General features: G+C 55.8%; 13 protein-coding genes and 1 pseudogene. 7 read left to right on the top strand and 7 right to left on the bottom strand.

Annotated features, from left to right (window positions below):
* The 5 genes from MKZ79_RS16035 to MKZ79_RS16015 form a co-directional block, all read left to right on the top strand.
* On the top strand, positions 1-4883 hold a 4883-nt coding region (locus tag MKZ79_RS16035; protein ID WP_336143551.1), incomplete at its 5' end, for a BapA/Bap/LapF family large adhesin.
* A gap of 105 nt (positions 4884-4988) precedes the next feature.
* Positions 4989-6428, top strand: a complete 1440-nt coding sequence (locus tag MKZ79_RS16030) for a TolC family outer membrane protein (protein WP_336143550.1) — start codon at positions 4989-4991, stop codon at positions 6426-6428.
* Positions 6429-6433: 5 nt separating this feature from the next.
* Entirely contained in the window at positions 6434-8605 is a 2172-nt protein-coding gene (locus MKZ79_RS16025) for a type I secretion system permease/ATPase (protein ID WP_442897168.1), read from the top strand.
* The gene (locus tag MKZ79_RS16020) at positions 8602-9780 is read left to right on the top strand and encodes an HlyD family efflux transporter periplasmic adaptor subunit (RefSeq protein WP_336143548.1); all 1179 of its coding nucleotides are present in this window, start codon (positions 8602-8604) and stop codon (positions 9778-9780) included. Before MKZ79_RS16025 ends, MKZ79_RS16020 begins: the two co-directional genes overlap by 4 nt.
* 137 nt (positions 9781-9917) lie before the next feature.
* A complete protein-coding gene (locus MKZ79_RS16015) occupies positions 9918-10376 on the top strand; it encodes an RcnB family protein (protein ID WP_336143546.1) in 459 nt (152 codons plus the stop codon).
* 147 nt (positions 10377-10523) lie between these two features.
* Here MKZ79_RS16015 and MKZ79_RS16010 read toward each other — a convergent pair whose 3' ends face one another.
* The 5 genes from MKZ79_RS16010 to MKZ79_RS15990 all read right to left on the bottom strand — a co-directional run bounded on the left by MKZ79_RS16010 (position 10524) and on the right by MKZ79_RS15990 (position 14047).
* Positions 10524-10919: a hypothetical protein gene (locus tag MKZ79_RS16010; protein WP_336143544.1), complete on the bottom strand. Its 396-nt coding sequence runs from the start codon at positions 10917-10919 to the stop codon at positions 10524-10526.
* Positions 10920-11153: 234 nt separating this feature from the next.
* Entirely contained in the window at positions 11154-11555 is a 402-nt protein-coding gene (locus tag MKZ79_RS16005; protein WP_336143543.1) for a hypothetical protein, read from the bottom strand.
* A 267-nt stretch (positions 11556-11822) separates the two neighbouring features.
* Positions 11823-12218, bottom strand: coding sequence for a hypothetical protein (locus MKZ79_RS16000; RefSeq protein WP_336143541.1), 396 nt, complete (start codon positions 12216-12218; stop codon positions 11823-11825).
* A complete protein-coding gene (locus MKZ79_RS15995; protein ID WP_336143539.1) occupies positions 12219-13397 on the bottom strand; it encodes a hypothetical protein in 1179 nt (392 codons plus the stop codon).
* A 128-nt stretch (positions 13398-13525) separates the two neighbouring features.
* Positions 13526-14047 carry a PAAR domain-containing protein gene (locus MKZ79_RS15990; RefSeq protein ID WP_336143537.1) on the bottom strand — a complete coding sequence of 174 codons (522 nt, stop codon included), beginning with the start codon at positions 14045-14047 and terminating at the stop codon, positions 13526-13528.
* Positions 14048-14315: 268 nt separating this feature from the next.
* Between MKZ79_RS15990 and MKZ79_RS15985 the strand changes: the two are divergent.
* Positions 14316-14438 (top strand): annotated as a pseudogene (locus MKZ79_RS15985) (RcnB family protein); the annotation flags it as partial.
* Between the two features lie 47 nt (positions 14439-14485).
* On the opposite strand, the gene MKZ79_RS15980 reads toward MKZ79_RS15985, so the two are convergent.
* Together MKZ79_RS15980 and MKZ79_RS15975 are read right to left on the bottom strand one after the other, a co-directional pair.
* On the bottom strand, positions 14486-15097 hold the full coding sequence (locus tag MKZ79_RS15980) for a hypothetical protein (RefSeq protein ID WP_336143535.1): 612 nt from the start codon (positions 15095-15097) through the stop codon (positions 14486-14488).
* 145 nt (positions 15098-15242) lie between these two features.
* A complete protein-coding gene (locus tag MKZ79_RS15975) occupies positions 15243-15833 on the bottom strand; it encodes an HD domain-containing protein (protein WP_336143533.1) in 591 nt (196 codons plus the stop codon).
* A 66-nt stretch (positions 15834-15899) separates the two neighbouring features.
* On the opposite strand from MKZ79_RS15975, the gene MKZ79_RS15970 reads away from it, so the two are divergent.
* Positions 15900-16358 (top strand): MarR family winged helix-turn-helix transcriptional regulator, encoded by a 459-nt coding sequence (locus MKZ79_RS15970; RefSeq protein WP_336143531.1) that lies wholly within the window; start codon positions 15900-15902, stop codon positions 16356-16358.
* Positions 16359-16377: the final 19 nt, after the last annotated feature.

Here is a 16377-nt window from a genome sequence, read left to right as displayed (position 1 = left end):
TGCTGGGCGAAGCCACGGTTGCCGAAGACGGCAGCTGGTCGTTCACGCCGGACGAGCCGCTGGCGGAAGGCGATCACAATATCGCTTTCGAAGTGGTGGACGAAGCGGGCAACAGCAGCGGCGCGTCCGATCCGATCGACTACACCGTTGACATCACCGCGCCGGCAGGCATTGATATCTCGGCTATCACCATCACCGACGAAGTCGGTAACGTAGTGGACAGCGCGGAAACGCTGATCGACAGCAAACCCACCTTCAGCGGCGGCGATCTGGAGCCGGGCGCCACGGTAACCATCTATGACAAAGGTGAAATCCTGGGCGAAACCACGGTAGCCGACGACGGCAGCTGGAGCTTTACCGACGAAGACGGATTGTACAACGGCAGTCACGAACTGGCCTTTACGGTCACCGATGAGGCGGGCAACAGCAGCGAGCCTTCCGACACGCTGAACCTGGACGTGCAGGCCGTGATCCTGACGGCGATGGATAATATCAGCTCTGGCGCGGCGATAGGCTTTACCTATCCGGTGGACGTAGAGGCCGATCTGGGCACGTTAATCAGCGACAGCGGCTTCCTCGCCCTGAATAAGAGCATTGTCAGCGATCCTATCGTGGTTGCCGACGGCACGGTGATGGATCTTGAGGTTATCGCGACTACCTCTTCTTTCCTTAATGTCGCCAGTAATGCTTCGCTGGTGCTGCAAAAATACAGCTCTTCCGCCGGCCAGTGGGTGGATATTTCGCAGGACGACAGCAGCAACCTGTTCGGCCTGTTCGGCTCGGGCGCCACTTCATCGACGCTGACGCTCACCGGCCTGAGCGCCGGTACCTATCAGCTGGTCTACACCACTACAGGTCTTAATCTTGGCGCCAGCTTTGACCTGGAAGCGTCGAAAACCGTTTATACCCTGGCCGAAGAGGCGACCACGACGACCTACACTACCGCGACGGGCAATGTCATGTCCGATGCGGACAGCGTCTATGGTGCCGACAGCATTCCGCACGGCGACACAACGCTGGTAACGTCCATCAGCGTAGAGAAAAGCGATGGCTCACTGAGGACTACCACGCTCAACGCCTCGTCCAAAACCGCGCTGGCGGGCAAATACGGCATGCTGATGATCGGCGCCGACGGCAGCTATGAATATATTCCTGATACCTCAATGGACAACATCGGCAAGGTGGAAACCTTTACCTATACCCTGACCGATTCCGCCACGGGCGCCACCTCTTCGGCACAGCTTTATATTCAGATAGGCACCACCAACGACGCGCTGACGCTGAGCTGGGACGCCACCGATCCAGGCGCGGACGCGGTGACGGATATCGCCTCCAACGACGTCGCCGACGCCAGCGTCAGCGTGGTCTATCACAGCACCGCCGTCAGCAACAGCAACGTGACTCTGACTACCGGCGGGACAGCGAACTATACCAACGCCTTTACGCTGAACGCCGCGGACGATCTGGTCGCAGGTACGCTGACGCTGAAAACCGAATCCGGCATTTTCGGCAACAACTTCACGACCGCGAAGACCATCATCTACGAAGTCCAGCAGCAGAACAGCGACGGCAGCTGGTCGACGCTAAGCACCTACAGTCTGGTAGTGCCGGCGGGTCAGCACAATGGTGAGGTGCTGCTGACGCTGGATATGTCGACGCTGGTTGACCAGGCCGGAACTTACCGCCTGGCTATCGTCACCACCGGCGCGGAAAACAAAGTTATCCTTGATATGGATGTCACCGTCGCCAGCACCACGGACTACGACATCACCGCCAGCCAGGCCGCGACGGGCAATCTGCTGACGGACGAAGGCGCCGACGGCGGCGTGGACAAACTCAGTTCTATTTATACCCGTCTCTATGCCAAAGCGGGCGACGCCAGCGCCGACAGCGGGATTGACGACAGCTATACCGCCGTGACGGAAAGCGGCGTGACTCTGGTCGGCGAGTACGGCACGCTGCTGCTCTACAGCGACGGCACCTATGTCTATACGCCGGACAGCACGACATTGCCGACAGGCTCGCAGGATATCTTTACCTACGCGCTGAAAGGGGCCAACGGCGCCGTAGTCAACGCCACGCTGACCATCAATCTGGGCGTGGAGGTGGACGGTAGCAGCGGCGGTTCGCTGATATTCCAGGGCACAGAGGCGAACGATGTCTTCGCCATTTACGATACGGATTTCGCGCAGGTGGACGGCGCGAACGGCAGCGACACGCTGGCGTGGCATGGTAAAACCGCGCTGACGCTGGGCGATATCGTCGCCAAAGTCAGCGATATCGAAACCCTGGCGCTGGCTTCCGAAAACTATGACGACAACGTCGTGGTAACCGCTCAGGACGTGGCGGATATCACCAATGACGCCAACACGCTCTATATCACCGGCGCGGCGGGCGATACGGTCACGCTGGAAGGAAGCTGGAGCGACAGCGGTACCGTAGTGGTCGACAGCGTATTCTATACCCACTATACGGGCGTGACCGCCGCAGGCGAGACGGTGGAACTCTATGTGCAGCAGGCTGTTGCGCTATCCACGGCCGCTTACGAAGAAAGCGTTGCAGGTACGGAATATGATGTGGCCGCTGCAGCAGAAGTGGCGGGAACGGACAGCGACGATCTCTTTAACGTCAGCAGCGCCGATTTCACCAGCATCGACGGCGGCGACGGATTTGACACGCTGGCGTGGAGCGGCACGGGCACGCTGACCCTTAGCGATATAGCTGCCAAAATCAGCAACATAGAAGAGATAGAGCTGGTAAACGACAGCGGCGTGAATACGCTGGCGGTCACCGCGCAAAACGTGGCGGATATCACCGACGAGAGCAATACGCTGTATGTGAAAGGATCGATTACCGATACGCTGACGCTCTCCGGCAGCTGGACGCTGGCCGATGGGCAGGTTCTTAATAACGTCAATTATCTGCACTACACCAGCGAAACCGCAGAGGGTCAAACGGTGCATCTCTACGTCGATGGCGATATCAAATCCAGCGGCGTGGAAACCGCTTCTGAAACCAATGCGGCGCAGGTCACGGGCCAGGTCGAGCTGCTCAGCGACAGTATCGATCAAACCGCTACGATGAAGGGCGCCACCGGCAGCTTTACCAGCGACGAGTTCACTATCAACAGCGCCACGGATTTGCAGACCATCCATATCAATGTCTATACGACAGTGCTGATGAATGCCAATAACAACCTGACGGTAAACTGGGCGTTGCAGGTCTACAACGAGCAGACCTATGGCTGGGATACGGTAAGGGAAGGATCGAAAGCCTATACGCGCGCAGACTCTTCTATCGACGTTACGCTGTCAGGTCAGGAGGCTGGAACCTATCGGGTGGTGGTTGAAGATACCCAGTCCGGCTATACCGGCGCGCTGTGGACCACTCAGTACGATGAAGTGACGGTGAAAGTCTCGGCGAAAATCGTCAGCACCTCGGACTACCGGGTCACCACCAGCAGCAGCGCCGCGGGTTCCGTCTTCAGCAGCGACGCGGCCAGCGACAGCAATCCGCTGGTGAAATCGATCGCGGCGGGCATCGTCAGCGGCACGGCCAGCTACACGCTGGTCACCGAGGCGGGCACCACCATTGCCGGCACTTACGGCTCGCTGACCATTCACAGCGACGGCAGCTACACCTACACGCTGAACAGCGATTCGGTAATTAAGCTTGCCGGCAGCGAGGATGCCTTTACCTATGTGCTGAGCGACGGCACCACACAAAACCTGACCATGACGCTGGGCGTCGCAGTGGATGGTTCGGACGGCGGCGCGCTCACCTTCGGCGGCACCATCGGTGACGACAGCTTTGCCATCTACGATACGGCCTTCACCACGCTGGACGGCAAAGCGGGCCACGATACTCTGGTCTGGCGCGGCACGGGCGAGCTGCAGCTTAGCGAGATCGCCGACAAGGTCAGCAACATTGAAGCGATCGACCTGCAGGATAACGGCACGGCCGCCGTGCTGGCGTTGAACGCGGACGATATCGCCAGCGTGACCGATGACGGCAACGCGCTTTATGTGCGCGGCGGCAGCGAAGATTCGCTTTCGCTGTTGGGCGCATGGAGCGCTGGCAGCGTGGAGACGCTGAATAATATCGTCTACCAGCTTTACACCGGCACCACGCTGGACGGTACGGCGGTGAAACTCTACGTGCAGGAAGGGTTGAGCTTTAACGAAGTGGCCGAAACGCTTTCCGGATCGCTGAGCGCGGAAGCGCTGCACGGCGGCACGGTGGTCTCCATCAGCCAGAATGGCGAAACCGTCGCCGTCGGCGATGAGGCCGCCAGCCTGAAAGGCGCCTGGGGCACGCTCACGCTCGACAGCGCCGGCCACTACAGCTACGTGCCGGACGATGGCGCGGCGCACAGCGGCAACACCGACACCTTCACCTGGACCCTGTCGGACGGCAGCAGCGCCTCGCTGAGCCTCAGCCTGGGCCTGACGGTAGACGGCAGCGCGGGCGGCGATATCACTTTCAGCGGCTCCGGCGGCAGTGATGTCTTCCAGCTTTACGATACCGACTTCACCTCGGTGAACGGCGCGGAAGGCAGCGATACCCTGGCCTGGTACGGCAGCGGTTCGCTGAACCTGAGCCTGATCTCGGCCAGAGTCGACAATATCGAAACCGTGGATCTGTTGGAGGACAGCGGGAACGACAACCTGATTGTCAGCGCGGAGAGCCTGCTTAAAGTCACTGACGACAGCAATACGCTCTACGTCAGGGGCGCGGACGGCGACACGGTGACGCTGAACGGCAGTTGGGAGCAGTCGACGGCTCAGCTGGTGAACGGCGTCCACTACGAGCACTACACCAGCGTTACCGCTGATGGCTCGGTGGTGCAGCTCTACGTGGAGGATGATGTCACCATCGGCTAACGGCCTGGCGGCATCGTTCTCCGCCACCGATTAGATAAGCCTCAGGCGACGGGCCGCATGCCCGTCGCCTCTGTTTCATGCTGCAAGTCAGGGACGCAATCTATTATGGAAAAGCGCTTTATCGCCTTTTGCTGCCTGCTGGTGCTGCCTTATGCCAGCCTGGCGCAGCTCTCTTCCCCTGTTAAACCAGCGCCGGACGGCTTCTGGGGCGTTTTCTCCGGCACGCCCGATAACGATCCTGCGGAGGTCGCGCAACTCAGCGCCGCCGCGGACGAAGCGGAAATGCAGCCGCCCGACGGCGGCGGCCGAGTTCCCGTGGAGTGGCGGGCCGCCGTTTTGCTGGCGGTAAATCATCATCCCGCCATCAGCAGCAGCGTCGCCACGCTGGAGTCGGCGGGCTTTGGCGTCGATAACGCCAGCGCGGGCTATCTTCCCGCGATCAAAGCGGGCATCACTTCAGGCCGCCAGCAGGACGAAGACAGCGGACAGATCGCCACGCTGGGCCTGTCGCAAATGCTTTATGACTTCGGTAAAACCGGCAGCGCCGTCGATCGGGCTACGGCGAGCTACCTGCGGCAGCAGGCCTCGCTGCTGGCGCAGATCGATAGCGTGATTGAACAGACGGCGCTGGCGCTGAACGAGGTGTTTCGCTATACGCGACAGCTGGAAAACGCCCGTAAGCAGGTCAGGGCGCTGCGGGATATTTTGCGGCTCACGGAGCTGCGCGCCGCAGCAGGCGCCAGCACGCGGGTCGATCCCGTACAGGCGCAGGCGCGCGTCGAGGCGGCCGAGGCGCAGCAGCAGGAGAGCGAAATCAAACTGCGCCAGGCGAGATACCACCTGCAGGCGCTGTTGGGCCAGCCGGTAGCGGATCGACCGCTTTCCGCGCCGCCCGATCTACAGCCGCTGATCCGCCAGATCGGCGCAAAGCTCGATCTGAACAGAAATCCCGCCGTGCTGATGGCGCAGGCCGACGCCGCCATCGCCAGCGCCGAGCTGCGCAACAGCAAAGCGCAGCGCTATCCCACGCTGTCGCTGGAAGCCAGCAGCAACAAATATATCGGCGATATCTCGCGCTACCAGAGCCGCAGCCAGTATCAAAACGTCTACCTGTCGCTGAACAGCACGCTTTATCAGGGCGGCGCGCTGGCGGCGCAGGAAAACGCCAGCGCCCGCGCGCTGGCTGCCGCGCGCGAGGCGGTCAACAGCCAGAAGCTGGAGCTGACCGATCGGCAGCGCAACGCCTTTCAGAGCATGAAAGGGCTGCAAAGCAACATCAACATTCTCTCGCGACGGCTGCGTACCATCACCGAAACGCGGGCGCTCTACCGCGAGCAGTATCTGGCGCTGGGCAACCGCAACGTGCTCGATTTACTCAACGCCGAGCAGGAGATCAGCCGCGCAGAGCTGGATCTGATCAACGCCCGCAGCGACCTGTGGGCCGCCGCCGTGGAGTATATCGTGCTGGCCGGCTGGGCCAGAGAAGCCTTCAGTATCGATCCTCTGAGCGTTCAGGGATCACGACAGACAGCGGACGAACTATGAGCCTTATGGAAAACGCCTTGACCGAAAACGACGCGGGCCAGGAGCAGAGCCGCTATCTTCCGTGGCTGGAAGCGCTGCTGCTGATCGCCAGACACTATCGCCTCGACGGCTCGCCGGAGCGGGTGAGAGGCGAAGCGGAATGGCAGCTCAATCAGCTGCCGCAGGAGCAGCTGGTGGAAAATATGGCGCGCCAGCTCGGCCTGCTGGTGCTATTCGACGATTTTCATTCCGACTGGCTGGACGCCTGGCGGCTGCCGCTGATCGTGGATTTCGGCGCGCGCGGCGTCGGCGTGGTAACCGCGATAAGCGCGGAGGGCCAGGCGAGCGTAATGCTGACCGGCGAACGGCAGCTGCAAAGCGTGCTTAGCGTAGAGGAGCTGAGCCTTCATGCGCGGCGCGTGCTGCTTGCCCGGCCTGAAACCGCCGTGCCCGACAGCCGGGTTGACGACTATATCCAGCCCTATCGCGCCAGCTGGCTGTGGCGCACGCTGCTGCAGGAGTGGCCGAGCTGGATTAACGTGATGTTCGCCTCGCTGATCACCAACGTGCTGGGCCTGGCGGCGATGCTGTTCACCATGCAGGTTTATGATCGCATCATTCCTTCGCAGTCCGTGCCGTCGCTGTGGGTGCTGTTCGGTGGCGTAATGATTGCGCTGACCTTTATTTTTATCCTGCGCGTAACCCGCACGCATATCTCGGATCAGGCGGGCAAGCGCGCCGATCTGCGCATCTCCGACAAGGTATTCGGCCACGCTTTGCGTATTCGCAACGACGTGCGGCCTAAATCCACCGGATCTTTTATCGCGCAGATCCGCGAACTGGAGCAGCTGCGTGAGTTGATCACTTCCACTACGATCTCCGCGGTGGCGGATCTGCCTTTCCTGATCCTGTTTCTGTTCGTGCTCTGGCTGCTGGGCGGCTGGCTGGTGCTGGTGCCGCTGACGGCGATCCCGCTGATCGTGCTGCCGGGACTGCTGGCGCAGCGGCCACTGGCGAAGCTGTCGAAATCGACCATGCGCGAGTCCGCGCTGCGCAACGCGATGCTGGTGGAGTCGGTACAGGGCGTGGATGACATCAAGCTGCTGCGGGCTGAGCCCTATTTCCAGAATCAGTGGAACCATCTCAACGACACCATCGGCAAGGCCGCGACCCGCCAGCGTTTTATCAGCGGGCTGCTCGCCAGCTGGACCAGCGAGGTGCAGACGCTGGCCTATATCAGCGTGGTGCTGGTGGGCGCCTTTCTGGCGATGAACGGCGATATCTCCACCGGCGTGCTGATCGGCTGTTCGATGCTGGCCTCGCGCATGATGGCGCCGCTGGGCCAGCTGGCGATGATTTTTGGCCGCTGGCAGCAGGCGAAGGTCGCCAGAGAAGGGCTGGAAAGCCTGCTGAACAGCGAGGTCGACCAGCCGGAACGCGGCGCGCAGATCCATCGTCCGCGGCTTTATGGCGAATACAGCCTGGAAAACATTCGCTACCGTTACGATCCTGACGCCGCGCAGGCGGTGCTGGCTATCGACAAACTGAAGATTCAGCCGGGTGAAAAAATCGCGCTGCTGGGCCGTAACGGCTCCGGGAAATCCACGCTGCTGCAAATGCTGGCCGGCTTGCTGACGCCCGAGGAGGGCGTGCTGCTGCTGGACGGCGTCCGGCTCTCTTCGCTCGATCCGCTGGACGTGCGGCGCGATGTCAGCCTGGTCGGCCAGTCTTCCTCGCTGTTTTTCGGCACCATTCGGGAGAATTTACGGCTGGGCATGCCGCTGGCGACAGAAGAGGAGATGCTGGCGGCGCTGGAGCTTAGCGGCGCCCTGAGCTTTATCCGTCAGCTGCCCGCCGGTATGGATTATCCGCTGCAGGAGGGCGGTAAAGGGCTCTCCGGCGGCCAGCGGCAGCTGCTGCTGTTGGCCCGCGCGCTGCTACGTCGACCTGGCGTGCTGCTGCTGGACGAGCCGACTGCCTGGCTGGATGACGCCGCCGAAAGCCGTCTGATTGAAAAACTCAAAGCCTGGTCAGGCGAAAAAACGCTGATTATCGCCACGCACCGTCCGGCGGTGATGCAGCTGGTGGATCGTATTCTGCTGCTGGAAAACGGCAAGATCGTGCGCGACGGAACCAAAGAGCAGCTGCTGGTGAAACCGGCCGCGCGGCGGACGAAAACAGAGGGAACGTTATCATGAGCGGTTTTTTCGGCGAGCGGAAGCGGCCTTTGCGACGGCGGCCAGGGCGCGGCGGCGCGCTAATCGTCTGGTCGGTGATGGCGATGCTGCTGCTGTTTTTTCTCTGGGCCAGCCTGTTTGAGCTGGACGAGGTGACGGTTGGCGTCGGTAAGGTGATCCCCAGCAGCCACGAGCAGATTGTGCAGTCGCTGGAAGGCGGCATTCTGAAAGAGCTGAAGGTACGTGAAGGCGATGTGGTGGAAGCGGGCCAGGTGCTGGCGCTGCTCGATCCCACGCAGCTGGATTCCGGGCTACAGGAGAGCACGTCGCGGATGCGGGCGGCGCTGGCGACGGCGGCGCGTTTGCAGGCGGAAACGGCGGGCAGCGAGCTGAGGTTTCCCCCCGAGGTACAGGAAGACCCGCAGCTGGTGGCGGCGGAGACGGCGCTTTACCACTCCCGCCGGGAAAACCTGCAAAAAACGCTCAGCGGCCTGCGCGAGGCGCTGGATCTGATCAACCGCGAGCTGAAGCTGACCTCGTCGCTGGTCGCGCAGGGCGCGGCGAGTGACGTAGAAGTGCTGCGGTTAAAGCGGCAGGCCAACGATCTGCAAAGCAAGCTGAATGACGCGCAAAACCAGTATATCGTGCGTGCGCGGGAAGATCTGGCGAAAGCCAACGCCGAGGCGGCTTCCCAGCGATCGGTGATTATTGGGCGTGCCGATTCGCTAAAAAGAACCACCATAGTTGCGCCGGTCAGAGGCGTGGTAAAAGCCATTGAAATCAATACGGTAGGCGGCGTAATCCCGCAGCGTGGTAACCTGATGGAGCTGGTGCCGCTGGACGAGCAGCTGTTAATAGAGGCGCAGATATCGCCGCGCGACGTGGCCTTTATCACGCCAGGCCAGCGCGCCGTGGTAAAGCTGACTGCCTATGATTTTAATATCTATGGCGGACTGGAAGGCAAAGTCGACTCCATTTCGCCAGACACCATTCAGGACGAGGTGCATCGGGATAATTACTACTACCGCGTCTATGTCCGCACCGATAAAGACTATCTGGTTAATAAAAAAGGGAAAAAATTCCCGGTGCATCCGGGGATGATCGCGATGGCGGAGATCCATACGGGCAGCAAAACCATTATGGCCTATCTGCTAAAGCCGCTGAACCGCGCGAAAGAGGCGCTGCGCGAAAGATAACGCGGCGGGAAAAGAGACGGCAGGCGCTTTTTCCTGCTTCCCTTGCCCGAAAAGAAAAGATAATGTGCGCGTGACGCAGTGGCGCTTCCTCGCTGACGGGTGCCACCTGATAATTCCTTTTCTCAGCGGAGAAACTCATGAGTAAGTCGAAGTCCGTTCTTTTTTCTGCCCTTTTACTTGCTGCCGCGCCGTTAGTTTCCACGGCTTTCGCAGAGGATGCCCAGCCACAGGTGCCGCAGACGCAGGACGCGCCAGCCGCGCCGGATGCCCCAGCCGCACCGGTCGCGCCGGAAGCGCAAACGCCAGCCCAGGCGCAGTCGCCTTCAGGCGAAGCCGCCGCGCCGCAGCGCGATCCGGCCCATCCTTATGAGATTCAATACTTCTTTGCCGATTTCCAGCGCTTTACCCTCGGCAGCGTGGTGCCCGATCGCTATCGCACTAAAAAATATGAGATCGTGGACTGGAAAACCCGCAATCTGCCCGCGCCAGAAGAAGGCAGCAACTGGACCTATATGGGCGGCAACTACGTTCTGATCTCCAAAGCCGATGGCCGTATCCTGAAAATAGAATCGGGCGATATTTTCTATAAGCAGTAAGGATAAGAAAGCCCGGCGCGATGCCGGGCTTTGCGGACTATCTGGCTATTTTTAAGCGGTCGCTACAGAGATAGCGAAGCGAGCAGGCAGAGCATATAACTGAACAGCATCTTATATCCGTGGAGAAATTCACTATATCAAACGATGTTAAGAAGATCCTTCTGCCTCTTTAATCTTGAACGTGTAGGTTTTATCAAACCGGCCACCTGTTGCTACATTAGTACCGAACAAGCCACCCGAGACGCGTACATTAACAATCCCGGGCTTAACCGGTACGCCCTGAACTCTGACACAGTTGCGGGCAGGAGAATCATTACAATACTGCAAACTTAATCCCGTATCGGAGGGAGTTATTTCGCCTATAAATCTTTTTTTACCATTGTAATCCAGAGAAGATACAGCTCCCCCAATTATATTTATTTCACTGTTATAGGGTATTCCAACTGTTGCATCGTTAAGAACATTACCTGCAGGAGTTACATCAGCATGCAAGGTGCAAGCTGATAACAGGATTGAAATGAAAGCTATAAAGAAATTCTTCATGTTTGTTTTAATGGTTTGAAACCATTCCTCCAAATTTTTGGTAAAAAATTCAAATGTTCAATCTCATTAAAGCAGTAAACAAACTCTTCCCAGAACAGTAAATTAAAAATTACCTGTCCAGTGCGCAGGGAAAGCATTGTAGACTGAGGGTAAAGCTTGACCAGGCCGATAAAAAACTGCTGTCTGAACAGCTTTTCGTATCCGCGAGAAGGTATGTGAACCACTCAAACAGTCTTAAAAATAACCTTCTGCACCTTTAATATTAATCGTATAGGTTTTATCGAATTCATCAGTTTTTTGAAACATCGCCACATTGAAAAAACCGGATATTCTGACTTTAATCACCCCTGTCCTGGTTGGTGTTCCTCTGATTTCAATGCAATTATTATCATATTTATTATCGTTGCAATGTTTTAAATATAACCCAGAATCGTCAGGGCTTATATTTCCAACAGGTTCTCTGTCGCCATAAGAATTTTTCAGCGAAGCAACATTCCCACCAACAATATTTATTTGAGCATAATATGGCACACCAACTAATGCATTATTAAGCTCATTGTTTTTCGGGGAAATGTCGGCATGTAACGTACAACCTGATACAATTAAGGAAATAAAAGAAAATTTTAATGTTCTCATGTCATTTTAATGGTTTGTATACCATCCCTCCAAATATTTTTTGCGAAAAAGGCAAATATTTTGCTGATCCAATAAGTTGTTTTTGCTAAAGGGAATAGCTTCAATTTTACATGTCCATGAGTGTCCTGTGTTACGGTTTATCCACAACGAAAAAATATCATATATTAAGGCTCAATCCTGGCCATTTCGATACGAGAGTGCCGCTACCCAAGCGGATTCTCGTATCTTTTTGGAATATTTGATACTGCATATTAACTTAAAACAATATTAAGGGTACTCTTTTGAATCTTTGATCGTAATTGTATAAGTTTTATCGAACTCACCTGCTTTCGAAAACATGCTGCCACTTAGGCCCCCATAGATGCGCACCCTGGCTATGCCTGCTTTTTGGGGTACTCCGGTAATCTGCAGGCAGTTATTGAGTTTTTTTGCATTACAATATTTTACCTGGAGGCCTGTATCATCTGGTTGGATTGTACCTGCAATTTTTTGGTGGCCATCAATGTCGTGAGAGAGAACCCTGCCGCCAGATATATTTATTTGACTATGGTAGGGAATACTAACAATAGCGTCATTAAGTTTTTCTCCTTCCGGAATAAAGGTTGCCCGTACAGAGCAGGCAGATAATAAAAATACAAAAAACACAAGGAAAAATATTCTCATTTAGCTTAATGGTTTAAAAACCATTCCTCCGAAAAATCTATTGATAAAAAAGTGCAAATCTTTTTGGGGTTTTATCCAGTTAATCGCTTTCCCCCAAGAAAAAAGATTCAAACTAATATATCCGTTAGTGTCTTGTGTAACTGGACTTTCCCATACAATCCAGTGTGTAGGTAACGTTGTTTTTTGCGTACTATTTTCGAGGAGCCCGTCATTGATCAGCGTAACGACTCTGTAGTCTTGCTCTATATATTTATTTAAATTTCTGATTCCCTGAATGCCTGCCTGAGTAATTCCCACATTACTAAAAACCTTTTCATAACCGGCTTTTTCAAACCATTCAGTTAGTGTTTGCCACATTGTGATACCTGCGACAGGGGAATCGAGAGTATCAAAACTTAATATCATGTTCTCTGAATCCCTTAGTCCAGCTAAAGTCATCCAGTCAGTTCCTGTTATCTTTGGATCGCCATTATCGAAATAGAAAATGCCAGCCGGGTGCCGGCAGCCTTCACCCGGTAAGATGATTAAATTACCTATTTTAGTTTTCCCGTATTGCCAAAGTTCACGGGCGGCTTGCGCATACACATCTGGACGATCCTTTTGCAGGCAGTAAAAAAATGCAGCGGGCCCACAGACACTTGCAGCTATCTGGCCAGGAAAATCGAATCCATTAAATCTTTTATCTATCTGGCGTTCTATTGTTTTTTTTTCAAAAGGGTCTCTGGGACTACCAACAGGATACTCTTTTGCAATAAACGGACGCTTCGGTCTGGTGATAGTTACCCGTTTTGTTTCGCCTCCCTGGCTCTCAGGCTTCATGGTTCCTGTGGTCTCAAAATAGCAGGGGTTCTCTCGCTTAACCGGGGACCAGGCTTTACCCGATGAAAATTCTGCCAGCGTGTACATTTTAGTAAAGGATTCAGGCGTTACGCAGCGCGTGTGCAACATGGTTTTTCGGTAGAGCCTGACTTCCATAATATAAATAGTTGTGGGCGAGTCATTTATATCTTCGGTTGGGTGGCTTTGCGTTTCGTAATTATGCTGAAGCGGCTGCTGTTTTACATCTACCAGAGAAAATTTATTCCTTTCGGAATCCATGCGATAAATACAAAGGTCGTACAACAGGGAATCTGCTGGAACATTAGAGTTGATACGGGTACTGAGGTGATAAACAGCCATAATTAATCCATTAATAAATGCAGGTTAATATTTTTAAAAAATTCAGCAAAAACCGCTCTGGCTTCCGCCATCGTAGCCCACTCCTGCTGATATTTTGCCGTATACGCTATTGTCGACATAACGCCTTTTTAGTCAGTGAGAATATGCAGACTAATATCGGCTGCCGATTCGGCATAATGCCATTCCGTCATGCCTTGCTCATCGGTTACGCCTGCTTCGGCGTGACCATCCGGAAACATCAGGGTATAGCGGCAGCTCGTCATTAACTGGCCATCGTCATCGACGCACTGGAAACGAATACAGTTTCTGGCGTTGGTGTCTCTTACCTGCTGGGCGGGCAGAGAAGAATGGCTGGTGCCTCGGGAAACCAGGGAGCCAGCTTCAGTGCTGGTAAATTGCATGGCAGAACCGAAGACATAATGGTCGGGACAGCGGCACAGGACTTTATCGCCAGTAGCAGCATATGCTTTGCCTTCTTCTGCCCAATCTTGTGCAGAGGCGAGGATGTCAAAATGGCCATTACATCTGCTGCATGACGCCTTATCACCAGTACGAGCAATGGCTTTATTGCCTTCAAACCAGCTCGCGGTTGCGGAAATAATTTTCCCATAACTTGTGTTATCGCCCAGACAGGCCAGCGCTCTCGCCATCACTAATCCCTCAGTAACTATGTGGTTAAAAACCCCGACATACTACAGTAATGATGACTTAACTCAAATCACCTGTTTCCGTTTATTGGCTCAACTTCAAAAAGATCGTGCGCCACTCCCACAATGATATTTTCCTGCTGGCCTGAACCAGATAGATGGCATGTGATGCGGCTTTCAGTAACGCGGTCTGCACGTGTTTGCCACCAGAGAGACGCAGGCGAAGTGTGGAACGTAATAAATAAGCAAAGCGGGTGCTATCGATATCCTTAATCTGCCCGCGCCGGAAGAAGGCAGCAACTGGACCTATATGGGCGGCAACTACGTGCTGATCTCCAAAGCCGATGGCCGTATCCTGAAAATTGAATCGGGCGATATTTTCTATAAGCAGTAAAGATAAGAAAGCCCGGCGCGATGCCGGGCTTTGCGGATCAGGATTTATTAACCCTTGAGCGGTCGGCTACAGAGATAGCTTAGCGAAGCGAGCAGGCAGAGGCTGTAGCCCAGCAGCTCGCAGCCTTCCTCCGCCATATTTTTCACCGTGTGGTTATAGCCGTCCAGCATCAGATGCTGCCAGAGATCGCGCATGCCGAACAGGCGGGCGAATACCAGAATCGTCAGCAGTCCCGCACACATCATGCCCCAGCCCGGATGGCGCAGCAGATCGGCCAGGCCAGCCACGGCGCGCTTCGGCTGCAGCAGGGCTACAGCGACGCAGACGGCGGCGGCGGCCAGCGCAAACCAGACCCAGCTGCCGTGCGACAGCTCGTCAAACAGAAAGTCCAGTTCGCGGATCAGCATACAGCTGAAAAAGCCGCCGATTAACATCAGCGAAGGCCGCACGTCCGGACGCCGATAAGCGGCGTGAAAGAAGAGCAGCGCGATAAACAGCAGGATCAGCTCCTGCGCCACCTCGGTAAAAGAAGATTCATGGACGCCGTCGTTCATCCAGCGAACATCGATAAATACCATTCCCATCATGGCGGCCAGAAACAGTGCACAGCCAATAAAAGCCAGCGCCTTGCGGCGGATAAAAAGTAAATCAGATTGCATAACACCCCTTATTTTTTGTCGGGGCGATTATAGGTTTTGATTTGGTAAGGGATTACCAAATAATGGCGCCAGCGACGGGCGATGGCGGGAAGTTGAGTCAAAAAGTGGTTAATTTGCGTTAAATGGCGCCAAAACACGCTCGTCGCTACTCCCGCAGCTGATATTTTTCCTGCTGGCGGGTGAACCAGGCAGGCGGCACGTGATGCGGTGCCTGCGTCAGCTGCTCGATGCCGCTTTCGATAATCAAAGAAGCCTGCCGCCACAGCTCGTTGTCGCCCGCTTTCAACAGCGCGATCTGCACGCGTTTCTCCACCAGATAGACACGGGCGAAGTGCGGGTCGTAATGAATAATCGAGCGGGTATTATCGATAATATCGGCCAGCTTGATGGTCTGGGCATCGGCCGAAGCCTGCGCCGTATGGCGAAAATGCGCCACCTTGCGCGCCGCGCGATTCTTTGCGTCGGGCTGCTTGCTGTCGGTAAGCATCGCCACCAGTCCGCTGACCTGCGGGCCAAAGTGGCTTTCAATATCCGCCAGCGTGCTGGGCGTATCTTCTACCGTATCGTGCAGCCACGCCGCCGCCAGCATAATCTCGTTGTCGGTGACGCTGCGTACCAGCTCAACCACCGCCGCCGGATGAACGATATAGGGCTCGTCGGTGTATTTGCGCCGCTGGCCCGCTTCAGCATGAGCCTTGCTGGCATAGCGTCGGGCCTGTTCTTCCAGTGAAATCATCGGTGTTCTCCCCTGAGCATTAAGATTCGCTTGCAATTATATAGTGCGCTATTTATATTTTTTGCCATGACCACAGATAAAGATGACAAAAAAGCGGAAACCTCGCCACTGTTGCTTGATCAGCAGCTCTGTTTCGCGCTCTATTCCGCCAATCTGGCGCTGCACAAGCTTTACCGGCAGCTGCTGGCGCAGCTTGATATCACCTATCCACAATATTTGGTGATGATGGTGCTGTGGGAGCGCGACGACGTGACGGTTTCCGCTATCGGCGAAAGGCTGTTTCTGGATTCCGCCACGCTGACGCCGCTGCTGAAAAGGCTGGAAGCGGCAGGCCTGCTGAATCGTCAACGCTCGCGTAAAGACGAGCGTCAGGTTGTGGTGACGCTGACCGAAAAAGGCCGCGAGCTGCGCCATAAAGCGCTCGATCTGCCGCAGGCCGTAAGCTGCGCCGCCGCCTGCGACCCGGAAAAAATGCGGACGCTGAAAGAAGAGCTGGAACAGCTGCGCGACAGCCTTAACGGCTAAGCGCGGCGAAGGGCGGGCC

The sequence above is a fragment of the Erwinia sp. CGal63 genome (genome assembly GCF_037026505.1).
Lineage (GTDB): Bacteria > Pseudomonadota > Gammaproteobacteria > Enterobacterales > Enterobacteriaceae > Erwinia.
Note: the sequence above shows the minus strand (reverse complement) of the source record. Positions and strands in the feature narration are given on the sequence as shown.

What these genes read in the sequence shown, in the direction of transcription:
- MKZ79_RS16030 (WP_336143550.1), top strand. Translation starts at nt 4,989, where the DNA reads ATGGAAAAGCGCTTTATCGCCTTTTGCTGCCTGCTGGTGCTGCCTTAT.
- MKZ79_RS16025 (WP_442897168.1), top strand. Translation starts at nt 6,434, where the DNA reads ATGGAAAACGCCTTGACCGAAAACGACGCGGGCCAGGAGCAGAGCCGC.
- MKZ79_RS16020 (WP_336143548.1), top strand. Translation starts at nt 8,602, where the DNA reads ATGAGCGGTTTTTTCGGCGAGCGGAAGCGGCCTTTGCGACGGCGGCCA.
- MKZ79_RS16015 (WP_336143546.1), top strand. Translation starts at nt 9,918, where the DNA reads ATGAGTAAGTCGAAGTCCGTTCTTTTTTCTGCCCTTTTACTTGCTGCC.
- MKZ79_RS16010 (WP_336143544.1), bottom strand. Translation starts at nt 10,919, where the DNA reads ATGAAGAATTTCTTTATAGCTTTCATTTCAATCCTGTTATCAGCTTGC.
- MKZ79_RS16005 (WP_336143543.1), bottom strand. Translation starts at nt 11,555, where the DNA reads ATGAGAACATTAAAATTTTCTTTTATTTCCTTAATTGTATCAGGTTGT.
- MKZ79_RS16000 (WP_336143541.1), bottom strand. Translation starts at nt 12,218, where the DNA reads ATGAGAATATTTTTCCTTGTGTTTTTTGTATTTTTATTATCTGCCTGC.
- MKZ79_RS15995 (WP_336143539.1), bottom strand. Translation starts at nt 13,397, where the DNA reads ATGGCTGTTTATCACCTCAGTACCCGTATCAACTCTAATGTTCCAGCA.
- MKZ79_RS15990 (WP_336143537.1), bottom strand. Translation starts at nt 14,047, where the DNA reads ATGGCGAGAGCGCTGGCCTGTCTGGGCGATAACACAAGTTATGGGAAA.
- MKZ79_RS15980 (WP_336143535.1), bottom strand. Translation starts at nt 15,097, where the DNA reads ATGCAATCTGATTTACTTTTTATCCGCCGCAAGGCGCTGGCTTTTATT.
- MKZ79_RS15975 (WP_336143533.1), bottom strand. Translation starts at nt 15,833, where the DNA reads ATGATTTCACTGGAAGAACAGGCCCGACGCTATGCCAGCAAGGCTCAT.
- MKZ79_RS15970 (WP_336143531.1), top strand. Translation starts at nt 15,900, where the DNA reads ATGACCACAGATAAAGATGACAAAAAAGCGGAAACCTCGCCACTGTTG.